Source organism: Klebsiella sp. GW_Kp182 (assembly GCF_040062275.1).
Classification (GTDB): domain Bacteria; phylum Pseudomonadota; class Gammaproteobacteria; order Enterobacterales; family Enterobacteriaceae; genus Klebsiella; species Klebsiella michiganensis.
In genome coordinates this window covers 113,859-132,871 of the sequence record NZ_JBEAFQ010000006.1, presented here as the reverse complement: position 1 = coordinate 132,871, position 19,013 = coordinate 113,859, and the positions used below count along the sequence as shown (strand labels likewise).

General features: G+C 49.6%; 23 protein-coding genes. 14 read left to right on the top strand and 9 right to left on the bottom strand.

Annotated elements, in window-relative coordinates:
• Positions 1-17: 17 nt before the first annotated feature.
• Positions 18-251, bottom strand: a complete 234-nt coding sequence (locus ABLU88_RS08195) for a hypothetical protein (protein ID WP_049082818.1) — start codon at positions 249-251, stop codon at positions 18-20.
• Between the two features lie 270 nt (positions 252-521).
• Complete coding sequence (locus tag ABLU88_RS08190) at positions 522-1,280, bottom strand: YdiY family protein (protein ID WP_064375362.1); 759 nt, start codon at positions 1,278-1,280, stop codon at positions 522-524.
• Between the two features lie 289 nt (positions 1,281-1,569).
• Between ABLU88_RS08190 and pfkB the strand changes: the two genes are divergently transcribed.
• From pfkB to ABLU88_RS08175, 3 genes are all read left to right on the top strand, one after another.
• Positions 1,570-2,499: a 6-phosphofructokinase II gene (gene pfkB, locus ABLU88_RS08185; RefSeq protein ID WP_109240588.1), complete on the top strand. Its 930-nt coding sequence runs from the start codon at positions 1,570-1,572 to the stop codon at positions 2,497-2,499.
• Positions 2,500-2,593: 94 nt separating this feature from the next.
• Positions 2,594-2,878: a type V toxin-antitoxin system endoribonuclease antitoxin GhoS gene (ghoS, locus tag ABLU88_RS08180; RefSeq protein WP_009653733.1), complete on the top strand. Its 285-nt coding sequence runs from the start codon at positions 2,594-2,596 to the stop codon at positions 2,876-2,878.
• A gap of 106 nt (positions 2,879-2,984) precedes the next feature.
• A complete protein-coding gene (locus ABLU88_RS08175; RefSeq protein WP_348836289.1) occupies positions 2,985-3,857 on the top strand; it encodes a fructosamine kinase family protein in 873 nt (290 codons plus the stop codon).
• Positions 3,858-3,876: 19 nt separating this feature from the next.
• On the opposite strand, the gene tonB is transcribed toward ABLU88_RS08175, so the two are convergent.
• On the bottom strand, positions 3,877-4,605 hold the full coding sequence (gene tonB / locus ABLU88_RS08170; RefSeq protein ID WP_348836306.1) for a TonB system transport protein TonB: 729 nt from the start codon (positions 4,603-4,605) through the stop codon (positions 3,877-3,879).
• An 89-nt stretch (positions 4,606-4,694) separates the two neighbouring features.
• Here tonB and ABLU88_RS08165 point away from each other — a divergent pair, with 89 nt between their 5' ends.
• From ABLU88_RS08165 to ABLU88_RS08150, 4 genes are all read left to right on the top strand, one after another.
• Positions 4,695-6,266: a recombinase family protein gene (locus ABLU88_RS08165; RefSeq protein ID WP_033128584.1), complete on the top strand. Its 1,572-nt coding sequence runs from the start codon at positions 4,695-4,697 to the stop codon at positions 6,264-6,266.
• Positions 6,267-6,548: 282 nt separating this feature from the next.
• Positions 6,549-6,971, top strand: coding sequence for a hypothetical protein (locus ABLU88_RS08160; protein ID WP_223325918.1), 423 nt, complete (start codon positions 6,549-6,551; stop codon positions 6,969-6,971).
• A 206-nt stretch (positions 6,972-7,177) separates the two neighbouring features.
• Positions 7,178-7,801 carry a recombinase family protein gene (locus ABLU88_RS08155; protein ID WP_064181857.1) on the top strand — a complete coding sequence of 208 codons (624 nt, stop codon included), beginning with the start codon at positions 7,178-7,180 and terminating at the stop codon, positions 7,799-7,801.
• A gap of 337 nt (positions 7,802-8,138) precedes the next feature.
• Complete coding sequence (locus ABLU88_RS08150) at positions 8,139-8,501, top strand: protease inhibitor I42 family protein (RefSeq protein ID WP_012967828.1); 363 nt, start codon at positions 8,139-8,141, stop codon at positions 8,499-8,501.
• Positions 8,502-8,547: 46 nt separating this feature from the next.
• Here the strand turns inward: ABLU88_RS08150 and ABLU88_RS08145 are convergent, their stop codons facing one another.
• Complete coding sequence (locus ABLU88_RS08145; RefSeq protein ID WP_012542749.1) at positions 8,548-8,865, bottom strand: hypothetical protein; 318 nt, start codon at positions 8,863-8,865, stop codon at positions 8,548-8,550.
• 1,266 nt (positions 8,866-10,131) lie between these two features.
• Between ABLU88_RS08145 and ABLU88_RS08140 the strand changes: the two genes are divergently transcribed.
• The 5 genes from ABLU88_RS08140 to ABLU88_RS08120 all read left to right on the top strand — a co-directional run bounded on the left by ABLU88_RS08140 (position 10,132) and on the right by ABLU88_RS08120 (position 12,303).
• Positions 10,132-10,653: a hypothetical protein gene (locus ABLU88_RS08140; RefSeq protein ID WP_023325104.1), complete on the top strand. Its 522-nt coding sequence runs from the start codon at positions 10,132-10,134 to the stop codon at positions 10,651-10,653.
• Positions 10,646-10,984 (top strand): hypothetical protein, encoded by a 339-nt coding sequence (locus tag ABLU88_RS08135; protein ID WP_004898935.1) that lies wholly within the window; start codon positions 10,646-10,648, stop codon positions 10,982-10,984. The genes ABLU88_RS08140 and ABLU88_RS08135 overlap by 8 nt, the downstream gene beginning before the upstream one ends.
• Entirely contained in the window at positions 10,981-11,166 is a 186-nt protein-coding gene (locus ABLU88_RS08130; protein WP_004898938.1) for a hypothetical protein, read from the top strand. Before ABLU88_RS08135 ends, ABLU88_RS08130 begins: the two co-directional genes overlap by 4 nt.
• Positions 11,163-11,390 carry a hypothetical protein gene (locus ABLU88_RS08125; protein ID WP_004898939.1) on the top strand — a complete coding sequence of 76 codons (228 nt, stop codon included), beginning with the start codon at positions 11,163-11,165 and terminating at the stop codon, positions 11,388-11,390. Before ABLU88_RS08130 ends, ABLU88_RS08125 begins: the two co-directional genes overlap by 4 nt.
• A 616-nt stretch (positions 11,391-12,006) precedes the next feature.
• Entirely contained in the window at positions 12,007-12,303 is a 297-nt protein-coding gene (locus ABLU88_RS08120) for a YciI family protein (protein ID WP_004103089.1), read from the top strand.
• A gap of 211 nt (positions 12,304-12,514) precedes the next feature.
• On the opposite strand, the gene ABLU88_RS08115 is transcribed toward ABLU88_RS08120, so the two are convergent.
• Together ABLU88_RS08115 and ABLU88_RS08110 are read right to left on the bottom strand one after the other, a co-directional pair.
• Entirely contained in the window at positions 12,515-13,615 is a 1,101-nt protein-coding gene (locus ABLU88_RS08115) for an NADH:flavin oxidoreductase/NADH oxidase (protein ID WP_025108230.1), read from the bottom strand.
• Between the two features lie 282 nt (positions 13,616-13,897).
• On the bottom strand, positions 13,898-14,071 hold the full coding sequence (locus tag ABLU88_RS08110; protein ID WP_004851815.1) for a YciY family protein: 174 nt from the start codon (positions 14,069-14,071) through the stop codon (positions 13,898-13,900).
• Positions 14,072-14,214: 143 nt separating this feature from the next.
• On the opposite strand from ABLU88_RS08110, the gene cls reads away from it, so the two are divergent.
• Positions 14,215-15,675: a cardiolipin synthase gene (gene cls / locus ABLU88_RS08105; protein WP_009653730.1), complete on the top strand. Its 1,461-nt coding sequence runs from the start codon at positions 14,215-14,217 to the stop codon at positions 15,673-15,675.
• Positions 15,676-15,709: 34 nt separating this feature from the next.
• Positions 15,710-16,039, top strand: coding sequence for an HI1450 family dsDNA-mimic protein (locus ABLU88_RS08100; protein ID WP_004103097.1), 330 nt, complete (start codon positions 15,710-15,712; stop codon positions 16,037-16,039).
• Positions 16,040-16,111: 72 nt separating this feature from the next.
• Here the strand turns inward: ABLU88_RS08100 and ABLU88_RS08095 are convergent, their stop codons facing one another.
• From ABLU88_RS08095 to ABLU88_RS08085, 3 genes are read right to left on the bottom strand one after another with little or no spacing between them, the layout of a single operon-like run.
• Positions 16,112-16,948 carry an ion transporter gene (locus ABLU88_RS08095; protein WP_004851820.1) on the bottom strand — a complete coding sequence of 279 codons (837 nt, stop codon included), beginning with the start codon at positions 16,946-16,948 and terminating at the stop codon, positions 16,112-16,114.
• Between the two features lie 45 nt (positions 16,949-16,993).
• On the bottom strand, positions 16,994-17,998 hold the full coding sequence (oppF, locus tag ABLU88_RS08090) for a murein tripeptide/oligopeptide ABC transporter ATP-binding protein OppF (protein WP_004851821.1): 1,005 nt from the start codon (positions 17,996-17,998) through the stop codon (positions 16,994-16,996).
• A complete protein-coding gene (locus ABLU88_RS08085; protein WP_004851823.1) occupies positions 17,995-19,008 on the bottom strand; it encodes an ABC transporter ATP-binding protein in 1,014 nt (337 codons plus the stop codon). The genes oppF and ABLU88_RS08085 overlap by 4 nt, the downstream gene beginning before the upstream one ends.
• Positions 19,009-19,013 lie beyond the last annotated feature (5 nt).

Below are 19,013 nucleotides of genomic sequence, written 5' to 3'. Positions count from 1 at the left end.
TCAAGAACAATGAAATATCAGGACCATTCGCCGGCGACAAGTTTATGAACATCAAAAGCATCATTCATAGACTGCCCGGTAGACTGTGAGCCCGGCGCTATGTTGGAGCCTGCTTCGACATCGGTAGCTTTGGCGATGCCAACTTGGTTATGCTCGTTATTACCCGGCTGCGGTGCGGGAGCGGCGGCAAATGCGCCAAAAGACAGCGTGCACAGCATCACGGCCGCGAGTGCGATTTTGCTATTTCTCATGATAGTCATTCTCTTATTTGTTTCAGATAAATAGAACGGCGTCGTTATCGCCGCCTGTGTGCAACAGTATAGATCCAGATCACATTTTTGTCCGACCCAATATTTATCTTTTCGTGTCAAATTAACTGCATATTTGTCAGCAAAATAGCAATTGTGGGGAAATTATGAAGACGATTTCTTTTTATAAAAAACAAAACGAGAGACCAAAAATAATAATGTCACTTATTGCCAAATTTAAAACAATCAGGCCAGAATATCTGGCCTGAAATATTACATTTTATAACCCAGCGATAGCGTGGTACGGCGATCGGTGTGTTCCGGCGCCGATGACGGCGGCTCAGAGTTCCACGTCAGGTTATAGGCGACCTTGAGGGCAAAGTGAGCATTGATGGCAACGTTCAGCGCGCTTTCGGAGTTCAGCGTCGTATCTTCAGCGCCGAATACCGAAACACCTTGCGTAAATTTGGCGTTATCGGTCATCTGCCAGGCGTAAGTGCCGGAAGCATAGCCTAACGGCTGAGTATCAGTATCACCGTCGGTATACTCGTCGTAGCGTACGCCAGGACCAAATTCAAAACGCAGGCTGTGTACCGGTCCGTTCATAATCTGTCGACCATAACCTGCGGTAAATACATCCCGCTGCTGATAACCATTGTAACGATCCGTCAGCCAGCTGGCCTGGCCAAATATATAGTTCTGGTCAGTCAGGTTGTAACGACTACGTCCCCCCACCGCGTACCTTTCCGAAGAGCGCTGATCGTTTGACGACGTATTGCTGGCATTCCCCCACAGCGACCATGCGGTGGTATTGCCATACCAGGTCAACGTGGAGTCGGCGGTCATTGAGGAACTTTTCGTATTGCCGGACTGCGCCAGATAACCGGCGTTAACAGTACCTTCGAAAGGTTTTTTAGCAGAAGATGGGTCATCCATGACAGTAAAAACGGAATCATCGGCCATTGCGCACACAGACGCAAAAAGCCCTCCCGCGAGCAACGCCGCTGCGGGTACTGTCTTCAAAAGCTTCATTTAATTTTAAGTCCGTACAACCTATAAGGAGACCTGGAGGGTCCCGGGAGCTTTCGCGAGGATCGCGGATAGCCGGTCCTAAGAAAGGGAGTAAATTATAAAAAAGCACGATTAACTTAGCAATCAATTACTCTTTCATTTTTTGTATAAGACGCTTCTCAAAACAATTTTTATTTCATAAAGATAAAAAGAGGTTGCGTTGTATAAGTGGCGCGTCGCTTCCCCTTCCCTCCTTTAAGTGCCATGCTTAAAACCAGAGCAGCTAAATTCGTATTATGGAGGAAACTGGATGACCAAAATCTATACGCTCACGTTAGCCCCCTCGCTCGATAGCGCAACCCAGACCCCGCAAATTTACCCGGAAGGCAAACTGCGCTGTAGCGCTCCCGTGTTTGAACCCGGCGGCGGCGGAATTAACGTTGCGCGAGCCATCACTTTTCTTGGCGGCAGCGCCACAGCCATCTTTCCCGTCGGCGGGGCGACAGGCGAACACCTGACGGCGCTGCTGACGGATGAACATGTTCCCGTCGATACGGTAGAGACCCATGACTGGACGCGGCAGAATCTTCACGTGCATGTGAACGCCAGCGGCGAGCAATATCGTTTCGTGATGCCGGGCGCAGCGTTAACTAAGGAGGAGCTCCAGCTCCTTGAGGAAAAAGTCCTCGCCATCGCCCCGGGTTCCCTGCTGGTGATTAGCGGAAGTCTCCCGCCCGGCATCAGCGTCGATAGCCTGACGCAGCTGGTCAAAAACGCTCAGCAGCATGGATTGCGCTGTATTGTTGATAGTTCCGGTGACGCGCTCGCCGCAGCGCTTGATGTCGGCAATATCGAGCTGGTTAAGCCGAACCAGAAAGAGCTTAGCGCTCTGGTACAGCGGGATCTGAGCCAGCCGGATGATGTGCGTCTTGCGGCGCAGGAGCTCATTCGGTCGGGCAAAGTCCAGCGTGTCGTCGTCTCCCTCGGCGCCCAGGGTGCGCTCGGCGTTGATGCCCAGGGTAGCGTTCAGGTAGTACCGCCGCCGATGAAAAGCCAGAGCACCGTCGGCGCCGGTGACAGTATGGTCGGCGCAATGACCTTAAGGCTGGCGGAAAACGCCTCGCTTGAAGATATGGTTCGCTTTGGCGTTGCGGCGGGTAGTGCGGCAACCATCAATCAGGGCACCCGCCTTTGCTCGCTGGATAATACGCAAAAAATCTACACCTATCTGCGCGGTTGATAACGCCTTCGCTCCCTCTGGGAAGACAGAGGGAGTCGCCAAATCAGCATGATGGTCTATGCTAAAAATGCCATGGATAACAACGGGGTGAAAAATGAGTAGCGAAATTATTGCCTGGGTCGTCACGGTTCGTTTTCACGAAGAGACGTTAACCGAAATTAACGAACTCAGTAATCACCTCACCCGCGCCGGATTTACCCTCGTCTTAAACGATGATGAAGGGAACGTCCACGAGCTCGGCACCAACACCTTCGGCCTGCTTTCTATGCAGAATGCCGAGGAAGTCAACGCCTTAAGCGCAGGTTTAGCCGAAACCGCGCTGGGAAGACCCGTCGACGTCACCGTGGTCACATTCAGCGAGTGGTTAAAAGCTCAATAAGTGCGATTGACGCAACGGAAAACGTCCAGTTGTGCGTCAGTTCGAGTTTTACGCCGGGTTTATGCGCTAACCTTATGAAATGTTGGAAAACATGGGGAGAGACGGCATGTGGCAAGCTATCAGCAATTTGTTACGCGATTTGCATACCGAAGCAGCTGAAATCGAACTGCGAAACGAACTACCCGGTGGAGAGATACACGCTGCCTGGCATTTACGCTATGGCGGGCGAGATTACTTCGTAAAATGCGACGAACGCGAGCTTTTACCCATCTTCACGGCCGAGGCAGACCAGCTTGAACTACTGTCGCGCAGTAAAACGGTGAACGTACCGCAGGTTTTTGCCGTCGGCAGCGATCGAGATTACAGCTTTCTGGTGATGGAATACCTCCCTCCTCGCCCGCTGGATGCGCACAACGCTTTCCTGTTAGGCCAGCAAATTGCCCATTTACATCAGTGGAGCGACCAACCTCAGTTTGGTCTGGATTTTGACAACGACCTCTCCACCACCCCCCAGCCGAACGCCTGGCAGCGTCGCTGGTCAACTTTCTTTGCCGAACAGCGCATCGGCTGGCAGCTGGAACTCGCCGCCGAGAAAGGCCTGCATTTTGGTGATATCGATCATCTTGTTGATATTGTTCAGCAACGGCTGAGCAGTCATCAGCCGCAGCCGTCGCTGCTTCACGGTGACTTCTGGTCCGGTAACTGCGCGCTCGGGCCAAACGGGCCCTATATTTTCGACCCTGCCTGCTACTGGGGCGATCGCGAATGCGATTTGGCGATGCTCCCGCTGCATCCGGAACAGCCGCCGCAAATCTATGACGGCTATCAGTCCGTATCGCCGCTGCCGTCCGGCTTTCTCGAGCGGCAGCCCATCTACCAGCTCTATACGCTGCTGAATCGGGCGATTCTGTTTGGCGGACAGCATCTGGTGACGGCGCAGAAAGCGCTTGATGAGGTGTTCATGGATAAGGCCCCGTAAGGGGCCTTGTTTTTGAGGGTTAGCTAATTTGTACGCCTTTCAGACGGAACTGAATGGTCATGGTAATGCCGGTTCCCGGTTTGCCCGGTTCATAGCGCCATTTACGTAAAGCGTTTTTCACTTCACGCTCAAACATATTGGCAGGCTGGGCGGAGAGGATCTGCACGTTGTCCACGCGCCCGTCCGGCGTGACGTCAAACTTAACCCGTACGCTTCCTTCAATGCGCAGCGCCTGGGCACGATTCGGATAGATCGGCTCTCCGCGGCTTAGCGCCCGCGGCCCGGAAGGCACCGTCACGGTGGGTTTAGCGGTCGCGGCTGAGGTGCTCGGCGCGGTGCGCGCCGGCGCCGTATTTGTATTTTCAAACGGCGAGGCCGGGCGCGTTTCCGCCGGTTTTACATCACGCTTCGGTTGTTCGACCTTTTTTTCCGGCTTCGGTTTAGGCTTTGGCTTCGGTTTTGGCTTTGGTTTATGGATAACAACCGGTGCCTCTTTTGGCGGTTCAGGCATCACTTCCGGTTCCGGTTCTGGCTCCGGTTCCACAACGGGCTCAACGACCGGCTGAGCCGCCTGAGGCGGTTCCAGATCTGCCGGGGCCACCATAGTGATTTCAATGGGCTGTGAGGGTGCCGGCCGTTCAATAACCTGATGTACCGAAGTATAGAGCAACCCCGCGATAACACTGCCGTGGATAACCACAGACAGTAGCGTAGGCCACGGAAAGCGGCGAGGTAAATCAAAGGTCATTGTATTTGAGCTATTCGGCGAGGTAGCATAAGCCATAGTTTTTCAAGGTTCTTTGCTAATTGATAATCATTTACGTCGAGTCTATCACTATGCGTCAAGTAATTACATACCTTCGTTTCAGCAGTAAGCCACAAGAACGTGGTGACTCAATACGCCGCCAGAAAGGTCTATTTGAGAGATGGCTGAAAGATAACCCTGATGCAAAAGTTGTCGATGAATTCTCAGATGAAGGTGCATCGGCATATCACGGTCACCATCTGAAAGGCGATTTTGGACGAATGCTTCAAAACATACAGGATGGTAAGTACCTGTCAGGGCAAACTGTCTTACTTGTCGAATCAGAAACCCGTCTTAACCGACAGAAAGCACGTAATACCGAAAACCTTGTAGACCTCATTACGGGTAAAGGTGTTGATGTGATTTGTCTCGAATCAGGCAAAATCTACACCAGCACCAATATTGATGACCTTGATACATCTATTCAGTTGAAGATAGCCGCACACATCGCACATCAGCAATCAAAAGAGAAATCAATCAAGGTAAGTGCTGCATGGGAGCATAGAGCACAGCTTGCATTAGAAGGCAAACAGCAACTGACTAAAAATGTCCCAGGCTGGATAGACCCTGATACTCGTAAACTTAACGAGCACTCATCAACCGTTGTGACAATTTTCGATTTGCTCCTTTCTGGTGAATCTCTTCACAACATTGCTCGTTACCTTCAGGCAAACAACATTAAGTCATTCTCTCGACGTGAAAAAGCGAATGGCTTTAGTGTTCACTCTGTCCGTACTATCTTACGCTCTGAGTCAACCGTTGGAACACTGGCAGCATCCAAGCGTAATGACCGCCCCGCTATCCCCAACTACTATGAACCAGCGATTGATGTTGCCACCTTTAATAAGGCTCAGGAGATTCTGTCAAAAAATCGTGTTGGCAGAGCGCCAGCCAGTGACAATCCAATTACTATCAACCTATTTAAGGGAATCATTCGCTGTCAATGCGGTGCCTCAGTACATCCCACAGGTGTCAAGGCAACCTATCAAGGTGTTTACCGTTGTAACAATGTCCCTGATGGACGTTGCAATGTTCCTACCATTAAACGTAAACCCTTTGATAAATGGATGCTTGATAACATCGTTGGCTTCCTTGAGAGGGATGATGGTAACAACACTGACAAACGAAAAGCTGAGATTGAGTATCAAATTTCGTTGGTAACCAGCAAGTTAAAAAAGGCAACCACCCTGCTTCTCGAACTGGATGATGTTACAGAGCTTAAAGAACAGGTCAAAGAACTGAACATTCAACGCAGTAACTTGCAAAGTGAATTAGACGAACTCAATCAGCGTGAAACATTGAGTGATAAGCCGTTGCATCACCTGTCGGAGATTGACTTGACGACCAAAGCAGGAAGAGTAGAAGCACAACTCATACTGTCAAAATTCGTACAATCCATCGAGCTGCAACGTGAAATGATAATAATCACGCTTCGAAACGGTACTGTAATTGGAAAATCAAGAGACTTATCTCCTGTGTTATCACAGGATTTAATGAAGCAAGTTGTATCATCCCCGTCACCTACAGACATCGACATGTTCAGCGTCATTACATCTGATGAAGAGTTCAGGAAGTCTGGTAAGCAGGTTACAAAACGTTCTTAGCAAGAGATTTTACGCTATGACCTGACGGCTTTACGTTTTCATTTTTGAAATGTGCATAAATAAACACCAAAACCCTGACAATACTGCGAAAAATGCATAAGCAATCACTTTATTAACAGGGTTTATCAGTGTATCAAGACATCTGAATTTTCACCATCAGCCCAGTGATACCAACGGTTGAGGGCGTTTTACTGTTTCACCACGGGGTACAGAGGGAATCAGACTATCTAACCCCTGATAAATAGCAGCTCATATGATGCATCATTGAACGTTGCTGAAAGCATGGCTAAAATCAAGAAAATTCTTATAAGTGGAATGATGTTGATGGTTAAGAAAATCTCATTGGTGGGCTTGTCAGTACTTGTTCTGGTGTCGCAATCTGCATTTGCGGCTGATTCACAACAATGGTTTCCTATGGCAACAGGCCAGAATGTTAGAATGTCAGCAAAGGGGGATTCATTTCGTAACATTGATGGCTCTTCTTCTTTGTTGGTTCAATATGAAGACACTGAGCATAAAACCGTCGAATATTACAAAGTTTCAGTAAAGAACAGCGACTGTGATAATGGATATGGGAAACTGAACTATTTCGATTTAGATGGTAAGTTCATTACTAAAGTCGATTATGTTTCCTCTGGTCGTAGCGTTGGTGCAGAAGTTGGTGATTTCATTTGCGGTGTAAGAAAGGGATTGAGTCAAAAGTAACGATTCATACAGGGGGGGCTAACTTCGTTACCATCACCTCCCTGCTAACCCCCTCCTGACTTCTCCCCTTATGCTGGTTCACTTTAGGTATACCTCAAGAGGCACCGATTTACTGAACCAGCTCACCCCAAAAATGATTTATTGAACCATGCAAAACAGACTGGTATAATTGAACCATCTTAAACAGACTACCACGGTTCACCATCATGACTTCACGTGTTTATGCGTACCTCAGAGCTTCAACGAAAGAGCAAGACGCCTCACGCGCTAAACAGCAGCTTGATGAATTCGCTCAATCCAACGGCATGACCATAGCCACCTACTTCACGGAAAATGAATCCGGTGCATCTCTTCAACGCCCTGAACTGTTCAGACTACTAGACATTGCACAGAAAGGTGATGTGATGCTTGTGGAACAGGTAGACCGCCTGTCACGTTTAAGCGGTGAGGACTGGAATAAGTTACGGTCACTTATTAATGAGAAAGGCGTTAGAGTGGTTGCCTTAGACCTGCCAACAAGCCACCAGCTTATTCAGTCAGGAGATGAGTTCACCAGCAGGATGCTTGAGGCGTTGAACGGGATGATGCTGGACATGCTCGCCGCTATTGCCAGAAAGGATTACACAGACCGTAAGAGAAGACAGGCTCAGGGTATTGTAAAGGCTAAATCAGACGGTAAGTACAAAGGCCGTCCAGAGGACACACAGCGCAATGAGAGAATAGCCAAGCTGTTACAGGCTGGTATGTCCTACAGTGACGTAATGGAAACAGTGGCTTGTTCGCGGGCAACTGTGGCAAAGGTCAGTAAGAGCCTCAAAGAATTAGCTTAATTTAACTGGTGAAGACTCACGCCCTGCTTGCGTGGGGCTTTCTGATTGATTTCATTAGAGATATGTTGAGGAATTGCTTGTTAACCGCTACTTTCTCAGGTTCGCCTTCTAAGCAGGTATTCATCTGCTCATCAAATCTTCCAGACCCTCATAGATATGTTCCATAGTGTATGAATATTGGACTATCAAACGACCTTACCCAATTTTGGGAAAAATAAGATTAATGCCATTCGAGATGGATTCATAGTCTGCCATGATTCATTCATGCAGATGGCAAAACAGATATTGTTGTATCACTGGTTTTTTGGTCGATTTATATGTGAAAAGGAAGAGTAACATGAACAAAGTTAAAGCTGTTGTTTTCGGAGTTATGATGTCTGCTGCTATAACAGCCAATGCTGCAAATGAAACCACTACTGTAACAGGTGAAGTCGGTAAAGATGTCAAACTATCCCTTGAGTCCAATCCGACTACGGGTTACGGCTGGATGATTAAAGACCTTCCTGACGGATTGATTTTCGTTTCTGGAGGATATGAGCAGTCAAAAGACTGTCCGAAAGGTGCCGTAGGGTGCGGTGGTGAAGAAGTGCTTCACTTCATTGGTGAAAAGAAAGGGGAAAGCACACTAAAACTCATTTACGGTCAGTCATTTAACAAATCAAGCTGGCAGGAAAAAGAAGTTAAAGTTGTGATTAAGTAATCTTGCCCTCCCTCTTTGTTTTCACAGGGAGGGATGTATCATCTACTCACAGCCTAATACCTTTGAAAAATACCGCTGCAATTGTATAGGCAGAGCTAAAAGGTTTGATGTCTGGATCCGGCTTATGCTTACCGTTATCCCTGTACCATTGTTTCTGGCATTCAACACAAGCCATGCAACTTGAATAATGTTCACTGGCACCATGTCTCTTGCACATGTGAACAAAGAAACGCTGACCGCGTGCTCTGGCAATCTTTGCAGCAGCAGTTTTACGGGTGGTGAAGTCTTCTGTACCAGTCAGAAAGATGAATTGATTAGTTGGCTGAATAGCCTTATCAGGTAAATCGAAAGGTAGAACGCTCATAACACTGTTTGTCCATGTTCAAAAGTTAATCAACTCCACTAGCAGAAATCACCAGTGAAAGAAAAACCCTTGCTGTGTAAGCGTTATGTGCTGCTGTTTCAGGGTGTAGGCAGCGATTGGAACCGATAATAAGTGATAGCTGTAGGTTGGTCACATTTGGGGTGTGAATCCTTCACCGTTCATCGGTCTGTTATTTGATGATTTGCTAATCGGGTGGGCTTACTGGAATCTGTTACAAACTCAACTAAATGAGCCGTTACAGCAGAATTACCACATCGTTTCCGATGTTTCACATTCATCTCCTAATAGACTGATTATTCTATCAAAGATGATGGCTTGATGCAATTGCAATCTGAGCTGGTTTAGCACTCGCTGAGGGATTCTGATAGGCTATCTGAATAGATTACAAGGCGAAAGCAAGAAGCATGACAACGCGAAGCCATGCGAAAGTTGAAAGGATAATTTCCTTGATTGGTGATTCGGGAATTTAACTTTCTGTTAAGTGTTATTGATATTCTTTGTAAGTGAATCAATCAAATTTTCATGGCTTTTTGCGTTAGCCATGTTTATTGAAGTGAAACAAAAAGACTCAATCAGTTAACTTAACAGATAACTCTATTTATATCATATTTTCATCAATTTTTCTTAACAAAAAGTGCTAAATATGCATTTCCGCCATCACGCCATCCCGCCAATAATAACCATTCATCAATTTCTGTAATAACAAAATACCACTGGACAAAAACACAGTTCCGTATGATAATAATACAGCAATACTCATTTATCAAAATCGGTCAACAGGGTCTTAGATAGATGAGAATAGCTGGAAGGTCACTTTCTCAGGTTTTATTATGGGGGGTGACCTTTCCTGTTTAAGGGTTATTAATATGAATGAAAAAGAAATACTTTATCGTTGTAGCTGAAAAGACACATCGGTTCTACATGCAATATAAGAGCCTTTCCGAATTAACAGGAATTACACCTCCCTCTGATTACACCCCGCCTCGTATGATGACTAAAACCAGACGGTACGAAATCATTAAGGCTATCTGTCAGAAACTGAAACCCCTTGACAGAATTTAACAACATGTTAACATTTGTATATTGGATTGATTTCCTAACAAATTAATGGCTTTCCTGTGGCATCCCTTCCTCGGGGACAGGTTAGCCAACCCCCTTACACATTCCAGATGACACTACACGGGTTACGTAAAAGACGGCCTGTGTGGTGTATTTTTGTATCTGAATTTCACGAGAGCGTTAATAATGAATAGTCCTACACAGAAACGAATTGAAATCGAATCACATTTCATCCCCAAAATTAAAGCCGCACTGGAAAATATCGAAGATGCAAAGGATATTTACAACGCAGACAGCCTGAATAAAGATACTCTTATTGCTATCAAGACTAAGCAACTAATGTCTCAGCCAGTCGAAGATTATGGATTCAGAATCCGACAGGTTACACACCCGGCGATGGTACAGACCATTATTCAGAAAATGATGAATGAGGGTTATATTGTGTATGAAATGGGAGCTGGATTTATCAAGTTTGTACCCTTACAGCAGTCACCAAAACATAACCCGCTTGCTGAGATTGAAAAGGCATGTAAGAAAGCCGCTGAGAAATTTGTTGATGCAGGAATCACTGAGAAAGCAAATAAGGTAAATAAGGCCATCCATGCTCACAACGTATTGGTGAAACAGGCTGAAGAAGCGTTATCGGGAATTAAACCGCTTGAATCGTATCTATCTGTGATTGTCGCTGATGAGGTGGGTAATGACTAACAAAGTCACTGAGGCCGCTTACAAGGCTCAGATTGCCACTTTACAGGCTCAGTTAATGCAACGCCATACAGTGACTGCCATCGACGCCGTACAGCCTTTCTGTGAAGCTATAGGTATCAATCCCGCTGATTACGTTAAGGCCACCAGCGCTATGAGTAACCAGCATAAAGCGTTCTGTGACGGGATTCTGAAAGCGGCTTCTTCAAAGGTCACCCGCTTGCAGCGTGATGCAACTGTACGAATCCTCGAAGCACAGACAAAGCGAAACAAAGCTATAGCGGCAGCCTCAGAAGCGGCTGAAGTTGCTCAGTCGATGGAGGGCTGTAAATGAATCAACTCTTCAATGAATATGGTCAGCAAGTACGAGCAAACATAGCTCTGAACCTTCACCCTTTTTATTTGGGGAAACTGGAAAGGCTGGCAAGCCGAATCGGTAGCGGGATTAAGTCAGAAGAACAGCGTCTAATACTGGCAATTGGTGAAATGCTACGAAACGTGGAGACTGAACAATGAACCTTTACGCATTCAACCCACTGAAACAAAATGATAAGCAAGAGGTGATTACCCCCGTAGCCTTTAATTTGGTCTTATCGCTACCTGAACAGCTACTGAAAAGGCTGGATAAGGTCGGCTATGAACTGGTTAAGCGTTACGGTATTGCAGGGTGTAGTGATAAGCAGCGACATCACATCGCTATAGTCCATTTGCTCAAAAAACATACATTGCGATTGCGATGATAGCTTGTACCTTAAATAATCAGGCACTTTGTACCGTCAGGGTTTAGAAGCAAGACATCCCCCCTCACCTCCATAGACGAAATGCAAATTTCACTGAAATCAAAATCTCCCAGCTTTCTCAGATGATTTTGGACTTTGACTCTTGCCCCCTGCGGGCTATCCGCATGAACCAGAAACTTATAGATAACGCTGCTTTTTGACGTCAACTGAACCCGCGAATCATAAGAGGACATATGTAATCTCCTGAATGCTACTTGCTTTATCACGATTCACTGTACATAAAACCAGCATGGCAATCAATTGGCAATGTGAGATGAGAAGGGACTTAAAGGAGGCTTGCAAGTCAAATGAACGCCAGATAACCTAAAACCCGAATAGCCTATATTCAATGGTCATTGCGCTCATAGTCGTTTCTGTTGAAAAATGATGCCCCGATTTTAAATGCAAATAGCAATCATATTCAACTAGGGTTGTTGGCTTGTATCAAAATTTGCCCTGTTTTCTGACAAAAAGCCCCCGGGACGTGGCATTCTGGGGATCGTGATCATCTTTGCATTGCAGTCAACGACGGTTTCACTTAACGTGATTCGCCAATTTATTGATAAGGAGCCATGCCGTGCTTTACGTTATCTACGCTGAAGATATCGCCGACTCTCTGGAAAAACGGACATCGGTACGTCCCGCCCATCTGGCGCGTTTGCAATTATTACATGATGAAGGTCGTTTACTGACCGCCGGCCCAATGCCTGCCGTAGACAGTAATGAACCCGGCGCGGCGGGCTTCACCGGCTCAACGGTCATTGCGGAATTTGAATCGCTGGAAGCGGCGCAATCATGGGCTAATGACGATCCCTATATCGCCGCAGGGGTTTATCAGAAAGTCTCGGTGAAACCGTATAAAAAGGTGTTTTAGCCTATAAAATGCTTAAGCAATAAGAACGCGGTTAAAATTTAATCTATGGCGATCGTTCATTAGAGGACGTTTCTGAGTACGCGAGTACGGAATGGTCGCCATCCTTATGTCTCTCCACTTCCCCGGTTCTGCATTCCGTTCTCTTTAGGTCGCGCCCTGATGATAGCCGTTTGCCGACAGTGCATCAGCACCGCCGACTTTCTATGGTTAATTACCTGTTGGACTTCAGCGTTCCCTTAAGACCATGCGGCTCTGAGCGAAGATACTGCGGCGGAACGCTCACCTGAGCGCCCAGCGCTGCCGCGGCATGCCATGGCCAGTGCGGATTGTAGAGCACGGCGCGGGCAATGGCGATGAGGTCGGCGTCGCCATTTTGTAGCGCCTCTTCCGCCTGCTGCGCTTCCGTCACCAGACCCACACCGATCACCGGGATATTCACCTTCTCGCGGATTTCACGCGCGAACGGCAGCTGATAGCCGGGCCCCACCTGAATCGCCTGATGAGGCGACAGCCCGCCGCTGGAAACATGAATATAGTCGCAGCCAAGCGCCTCAAGCTGCTGGCTGAAGATAATCGATTGTGCGTTATCCCAGCCGCCATCCACCCAGTCTGTTGCTGAAAGTCGGACGCCCACCGCGATGTCCTGACTGACGGCCTCACGGATGGCCCGGAATATCTCTAGCGGAAAACGCAAACGGTTCTCCAGCGAGCCGCCGTATTCGTCGGTACGCTGGTTACTGAGCGGTGAAAGGAACTGGTGCAACAGGTAACCATGCGCGGCATGCAGTTCAATCAATTCAATACCCATCCGCTCAGCGCGTCTGGCGCTGTCTACGAATGACTGCTTGATGCGTTTCATGTGGTCCTGAGTAAGTTCAACCGGAGGTCGTTCACCTTCACCATAGGCCAGCGCTGATGGCGCAACCGTGTCCCATCCGCCAGAATCATGCGCCAGCTGGTGTCCCCCCAGCCAGGGGGCTGCTGAAGAGGCTTTTCGTCCGGCATGGCCCAGCTGGATACCGATGGGGATTGAAGCGTACTGGCGGATATCGTTCAGCACGGTGCGTAATGCGGCTTCCGTTTCGTCATTCCATAAGCCCAGATCAGCCGGGGTAATGCGTCCGGCGGGCTCTACAGCGCTGGCTTCGATAATCAGTAAGCCCGCGCCGGAAAAGGCCAGTTGTCCGAGATGGATACGATGCCATGCCGTCGCCTTGCCATTGTCGGCGGAGTACTGGCACATTGGCGCAATGACAATACGGTTCTCAAGTTCCAGCTTACCGATTCGCACCGGACTAAAAAGTTGACTCATAGATACCTCTCAATAATAGAAGCCTTAAGGACATTATAAGTAGCATGTGCTGATGCATGGCACTTCCCGTTTTTTGCGTTTATACGCGTTGGGCCAGTCTTATGAGGTATGGCGCGATGCAACTTCCTGCCCGCCGCTGCTGATGCAAACAATAACGCAGGAGCCTGTGAGAAACCGTGTTTCGCCGGCAGAAGAAAGAGAGATGACAGTATAAGAATGTATGCTAAGAACGAAACGCTGAGAAAACAGAGGCACCGCGAGCGGTGCCTTTTGTTTCGACTCTCAACATTCAGAGAAGGTGAACAGCAGAGAGTGACGTTGCCGTTTAACCAGCTCCTTTCTGATGGAGAGGATGCGCATATTACGACGCGACTGGCCTTCCAGCCAGCGTGCTTTACGGCGACTCACCTGCCGAAGCATGCGCCAGCGCCCTACTTCCGTTCTACTACGCTTCATTGCAACTACTCTACAAGTAAAAACAGCCTGCATTATAGACCGATGAATCTGGCTAACCAACGCTTTCGCTGCGTTTTTATTTGCCAGATGGATGATGATGCGTAAACTCATGTCATCAAGTCATTCAAAAGGATTTTTCATCTATGACAACCTTTTACACGGTGGTGAACTGGCTGGTTATACTCGGTTACTGGCTACTTATCGCCGGTGTAACATTACGGATATTAATGAAAAGGCGCGCGGTCCCGTCAGCGATGGCATGGCTGCTTGTCATTTATATTCTTCCCCTGGTGGGCATTATCGCCTATCTCTCGTTTGGCGAACTGCATCTGGGTAAACGCCGCGCCGAACGCGCGCGGGCCATGTGGCCCTCAACGGCCAAGTGGTTAAAGGACCTTAAAGCCTGTAAGCATATCTTTGCCGAGGAGAATAGTCCGGTCGCGGAATCCTTGTTCAAGCTCTGCGAACGTCGGCAGGGCATTGGCGGCGTCAAAGGCAATCAGCTCCAGCTGCTCACCGAATCCGATGACGTCATGCAGGCGCTCATCCGCGATATCCAGCTCGCTCGTCACAATATTGAGATGGTGTTCTATATCTGGCAGCCCGGCGGCATGGCCGATCAGGTCGCCGAGTCATTGATGGCGGCGGCAAGGCGCGGCGTACACTGCCGGCTGATGCTCGACTCCGCCGGGAGCGTGGCGTTTTTCCGTAGTCCCTGGGCCGCCATGATGCGTAATGCCGGCATTGAAGTCGTCGAAGCCCTGAAGGTCAACCTGATGCGCGTCTTTCTGCGCCGTATGGACCTGCGTCAGCATCGTAAAATGGTCATGATCGATAACTATATTGCCTATACCGGCAGTATGAATCTGGTCGACCCGCGTTTCTTTAAGCAGGACTCCGGCGTTGGCCAGTGGATCGATCTGATGGCGCGAATGGAAGGTCCGGTAGCGACAGCGATGGGCATTGTCTACTCCTGCGACTGGGAGATTGAAACCGGCAAACGTATTTTGCCTCCGCCGCCGGACGCGAACATTATGCCGTTCGAAGAGGCCAGCGGGCACACGATTCACACTATCGCCTCGGGCCCGGGCTTTCCGGAAGATTTGATCCATCAGGCTCTGCTCACGGCCGCCTACGCGGCCAAAGAGCATTTGATCATGACGACCCCCTACTTTGTGCCCAGCGACGACCTTTTGCATGCCATCTGTACCGCCGCCCAGCGCGGCGTCGATGTCAGCATCATCCTGCCGCGCAAGAACGATTCTCTGCTGGTGGGCTGGGCCAGTCGCGCCTTCTTTACCGAGCTGCTGGCTGCCGGGGTAAAGATTTACCAGTTTGAAGGCGGTCTGCTGCATACTAAGAGCGTGCTGGTTGACGGCGAACTTAGCCTTGTGGGCACCGTTAACCTCGATATGCGCAGCCTGTGGCTCAACTTCGAGATTACGCTGGTGATTGACGATGCCGGATTTGGCAGCGATCTGGCCGCGGTGCAGGACGATTACATCTCCCGCTCGCGCCTGCTGGACGCCAGGCTGTGGTTAAAACGTCCGCTGTGGCAGCGGATCGCCGAGCGACTGTTTTACTTCTTCAGTCCGTTGCTGTAAAACGTGCCAATCAGATGTTTAATGGGTAGCAATCATGGATATGGATTTAAACAATCGCCTGACCGAAGACGAAACGCTTGAACAGGCTTACGACATTTTCCTCGAACTGGCCGTCGACAACCTCGATCCGGCGGATGTCATTCTGTTCAACCTGCAGTTTGAAGAACGCGGCGGCGCCGAGCTCTTCGATCCGGCGCCTGACTGGGAAGAGCACGTCGATTTTGACCTCAACCCTGACTTCTTTGCTGAAGTGGTCATTGGTCTGGCCGATGAAGATGGCGGCGAAATTAACGATATTTTTGCGCGCGTGCTGCTGTGCCGTGAAAAAGACCACAAGCTCTGTCATATCCTGTGGCGCGAATAAGCTCTTTCTTAAGCAAATAGCTTATATATAAAAGAAGAAGCCTGCCTGAGTTAACCAGGGCAGGCTTTTTAGTTATTCAGGCAGTTCGCTGCCGCAGGCGTTGCAGTAGCGAGCGTCTTTTTCATGAACGTTATGCTGGCAATGCGGACACTGGCGCTGAGTCCGGCGACTCTGAAATGCGGTGGTCATATGGCTGGTAATTAAGCCGGTGGGGATCGCAATAATCGAGTAGCCAATCAAGATAAGAATGGAGGCCAAAATTCGTCCCAGCGGCGTATGCGGCGTAATATCGCCATACCCTACCGTGGTTATCGTCACTATCGCCCAGTAAACCGACGCGTTTAGCGTAGTAAAACCGTATCGCGGCCCCTCAACCAGATACATCAGGGAGCCAAAGATCACCATGACGATGGCAATAAAAGAATAGAACAGGATCAGCTGGTGGCGAGCGCTGACGATAGCGGCCCAGAAAATATTCAACGACGGCATAAAGCGCAGCAGCTTAAGGATACGCAACGCGCGGATAGCGCGCATGGCCCGCCAGGCAAACACGTACTCAATACTGATCTCGGGCCACAGCCACATAACGTAAAGCGGTAAAATGGTAGCCAGGTCAATAATGCCCCAGAAGCTGAAAATATACTTTAGCGGATTCGGCCAGCTGATAATGCGCAGAAAATACTCAAAGGTAAAAACCGCCGTCACGACAAGTTCGAGCCAGACGAAAATATGCCATTCGTCTAAGGTCAGATGATATTGCGTTCCGAGCCCGGACTCGATAAATATCACCAGCACGCTAAGCAGGGCAAATACGCCGCAAAGTCCCTCGAAATGCCGACCGGATCGTCGGTTTTGATCGAAGAGTAAATGATACAGCCGCAGACGAGCGGCATGAATATGAAAAGCCACGTTAACCTCGCTAAAAAAAGGGCTGACTAACGTCAGCCCCTGAGATTATAACGGGTCCACCTTCAGGCAGGAAACCGCATGGCGGAAACTGCCCTCCAGCACCGGTCGCGTCTTAGCACACTCCGGCCCGGCAATCGGGCATCTGGTGCGGAATACGCATCCCGACGGCGGGTTAATCGGCGATGGCAATTCCCCCTCCAGAAGCTGGATCGTTTTATTCTTTTCCTTATCAGGGTCCGGAACCGGCACCGCCGACATCAGCGCTTTGGTATAGGGATGCAGCGGATTATGATACACCTCATCATAGGTGCCGAGCTCCACGGCATGGCCAAGATACATTACCAGCACGCGATCGGAGATATGCTTCACGACCGCCAGATCGTGGGCGATAAAAATCAGCGACAGTCCCATTTCCCGCTGCAGCTGCTGCAGCAGATTCACTACCTGCGCCTGAATCGACACGTCCAGCGCTGACACCGGCTCATCGCAAATAATGAGCTTCGGTTCAAGAATTAGCGCGCGGGCAATACCGATACGCTGGCACTGACCGCCGGAGAATTCATGCGGATAGCGGTTAATCAGGTTCGGCAGCAGCCCCACTTTCATCATCATCGCCTTAACGCGATCGCGAACTTCCTGACGCGGCATTTTGGGATGATAGGTGCGCAGCGGCTCGGCGATGATTTCCCCGATAGTCATGCGCGGATTTAGCGACGCCAGCGGATCCTGAAAGATCATCTGAATATCGCTGCGCACGTCGCGCCACTCGTCGGCCTTCATCCCCAGCAAATCTCTGCCTAACCAGGCGACTTTACCGTCGGTAGCCTTCACCAGACCGATGATGGCGCGCGCGAAGGTCGATTTTCCGCATCCGGACTCCCCGACCACGCCCAGCGTTTCCCCTTCATACAGACGCAGCGTTACGCCATCTACCGCTTTCAGCGTTTTCGACGGCTGCCAGAACCACTGTTTGCCGTCTTTAATATCAAAGTGCACTTTCAGATCGGCGATTTCGAGCAGGACTTTTCTTTGTTCCGTTACGGCGTTCATAGCAAATCCCCCACCGGTTGAAAGCAGGCGCGCAGGCGGCCCGGCGCAAACTCCTCCAGAGGCGGAGCGCTATTGCAAATCTCCATCGCGTGCGGGCAACGCGGCTGGAATGGACAGCCTTTCGGCAGACGCAGCAGGTTCGGCGGGTTGCCCGGAATCGTTAACAGGGCATCGCCTTCTGCGTCCAGGCGCGGGACCGCATTGAGCAGGCCAATAGAATAAGGATGAGAGGGATGGTAGAAGACGTCGCGCGCCTGACCATATTCCATCGTGCGTCCGGCGTACATCACCAGCACCTTATCGCAGATCCCGGCGACGACGCCGAGATCGTGGGTAATCATAATGATCGCCGTATTGAACTCGCGCTTGAGCTCATTAAGCAATGTCATTATTTGCGCCTGCACGGTCACGTCCAGCGCCGTTGTCGGCTCATCGGCAATCAGCAGCTTAGGCCGGCACAGCAGCGCCATCGCAATCATGACGCGCTGGCGCATCCCGCCGGAAAACTCGTGCGGATACATTTTCATCCGTTTGCGCGCCTCGGGCATTTTGACCGCATCCAGCATTTTCACCGACTCTTCAAAGGCTTCGGCTTTGCTCAGCGCTTTATGCAGCATCAGGACTTCCATCAGCTGTTCGCCTACCCGCATATACGGATTAAGCGACGTCATCGGATCCTGAAAAATCATTGAGATCTGCTCGGCGCGCAGCTTATTCAGCTCGCGCTCCGGGAGGTTAAGGATCTGCTTCCCGTTAAAGGTCGCTGACCCCCCGATACGGCCGTTGGCGGCCAGCAGGCCCATCAGCGCAAAAGCGGTTTGCGACTTACCGGAACCGGACTCGCCTACGATGCCTAAGGTTTCCCCCGCCCGTAGATTAAAATTGAGATCGTTGACCGCAGTCACATCACCATCGGGAGTCGCAAAGGTGACGCGGAGATCTTTCACATCCAGAAGCAATCCGGATTGTTGTGCTGCCTGCGGCGCTTTCGCCGTTTCCATCGTACTCATGTCGG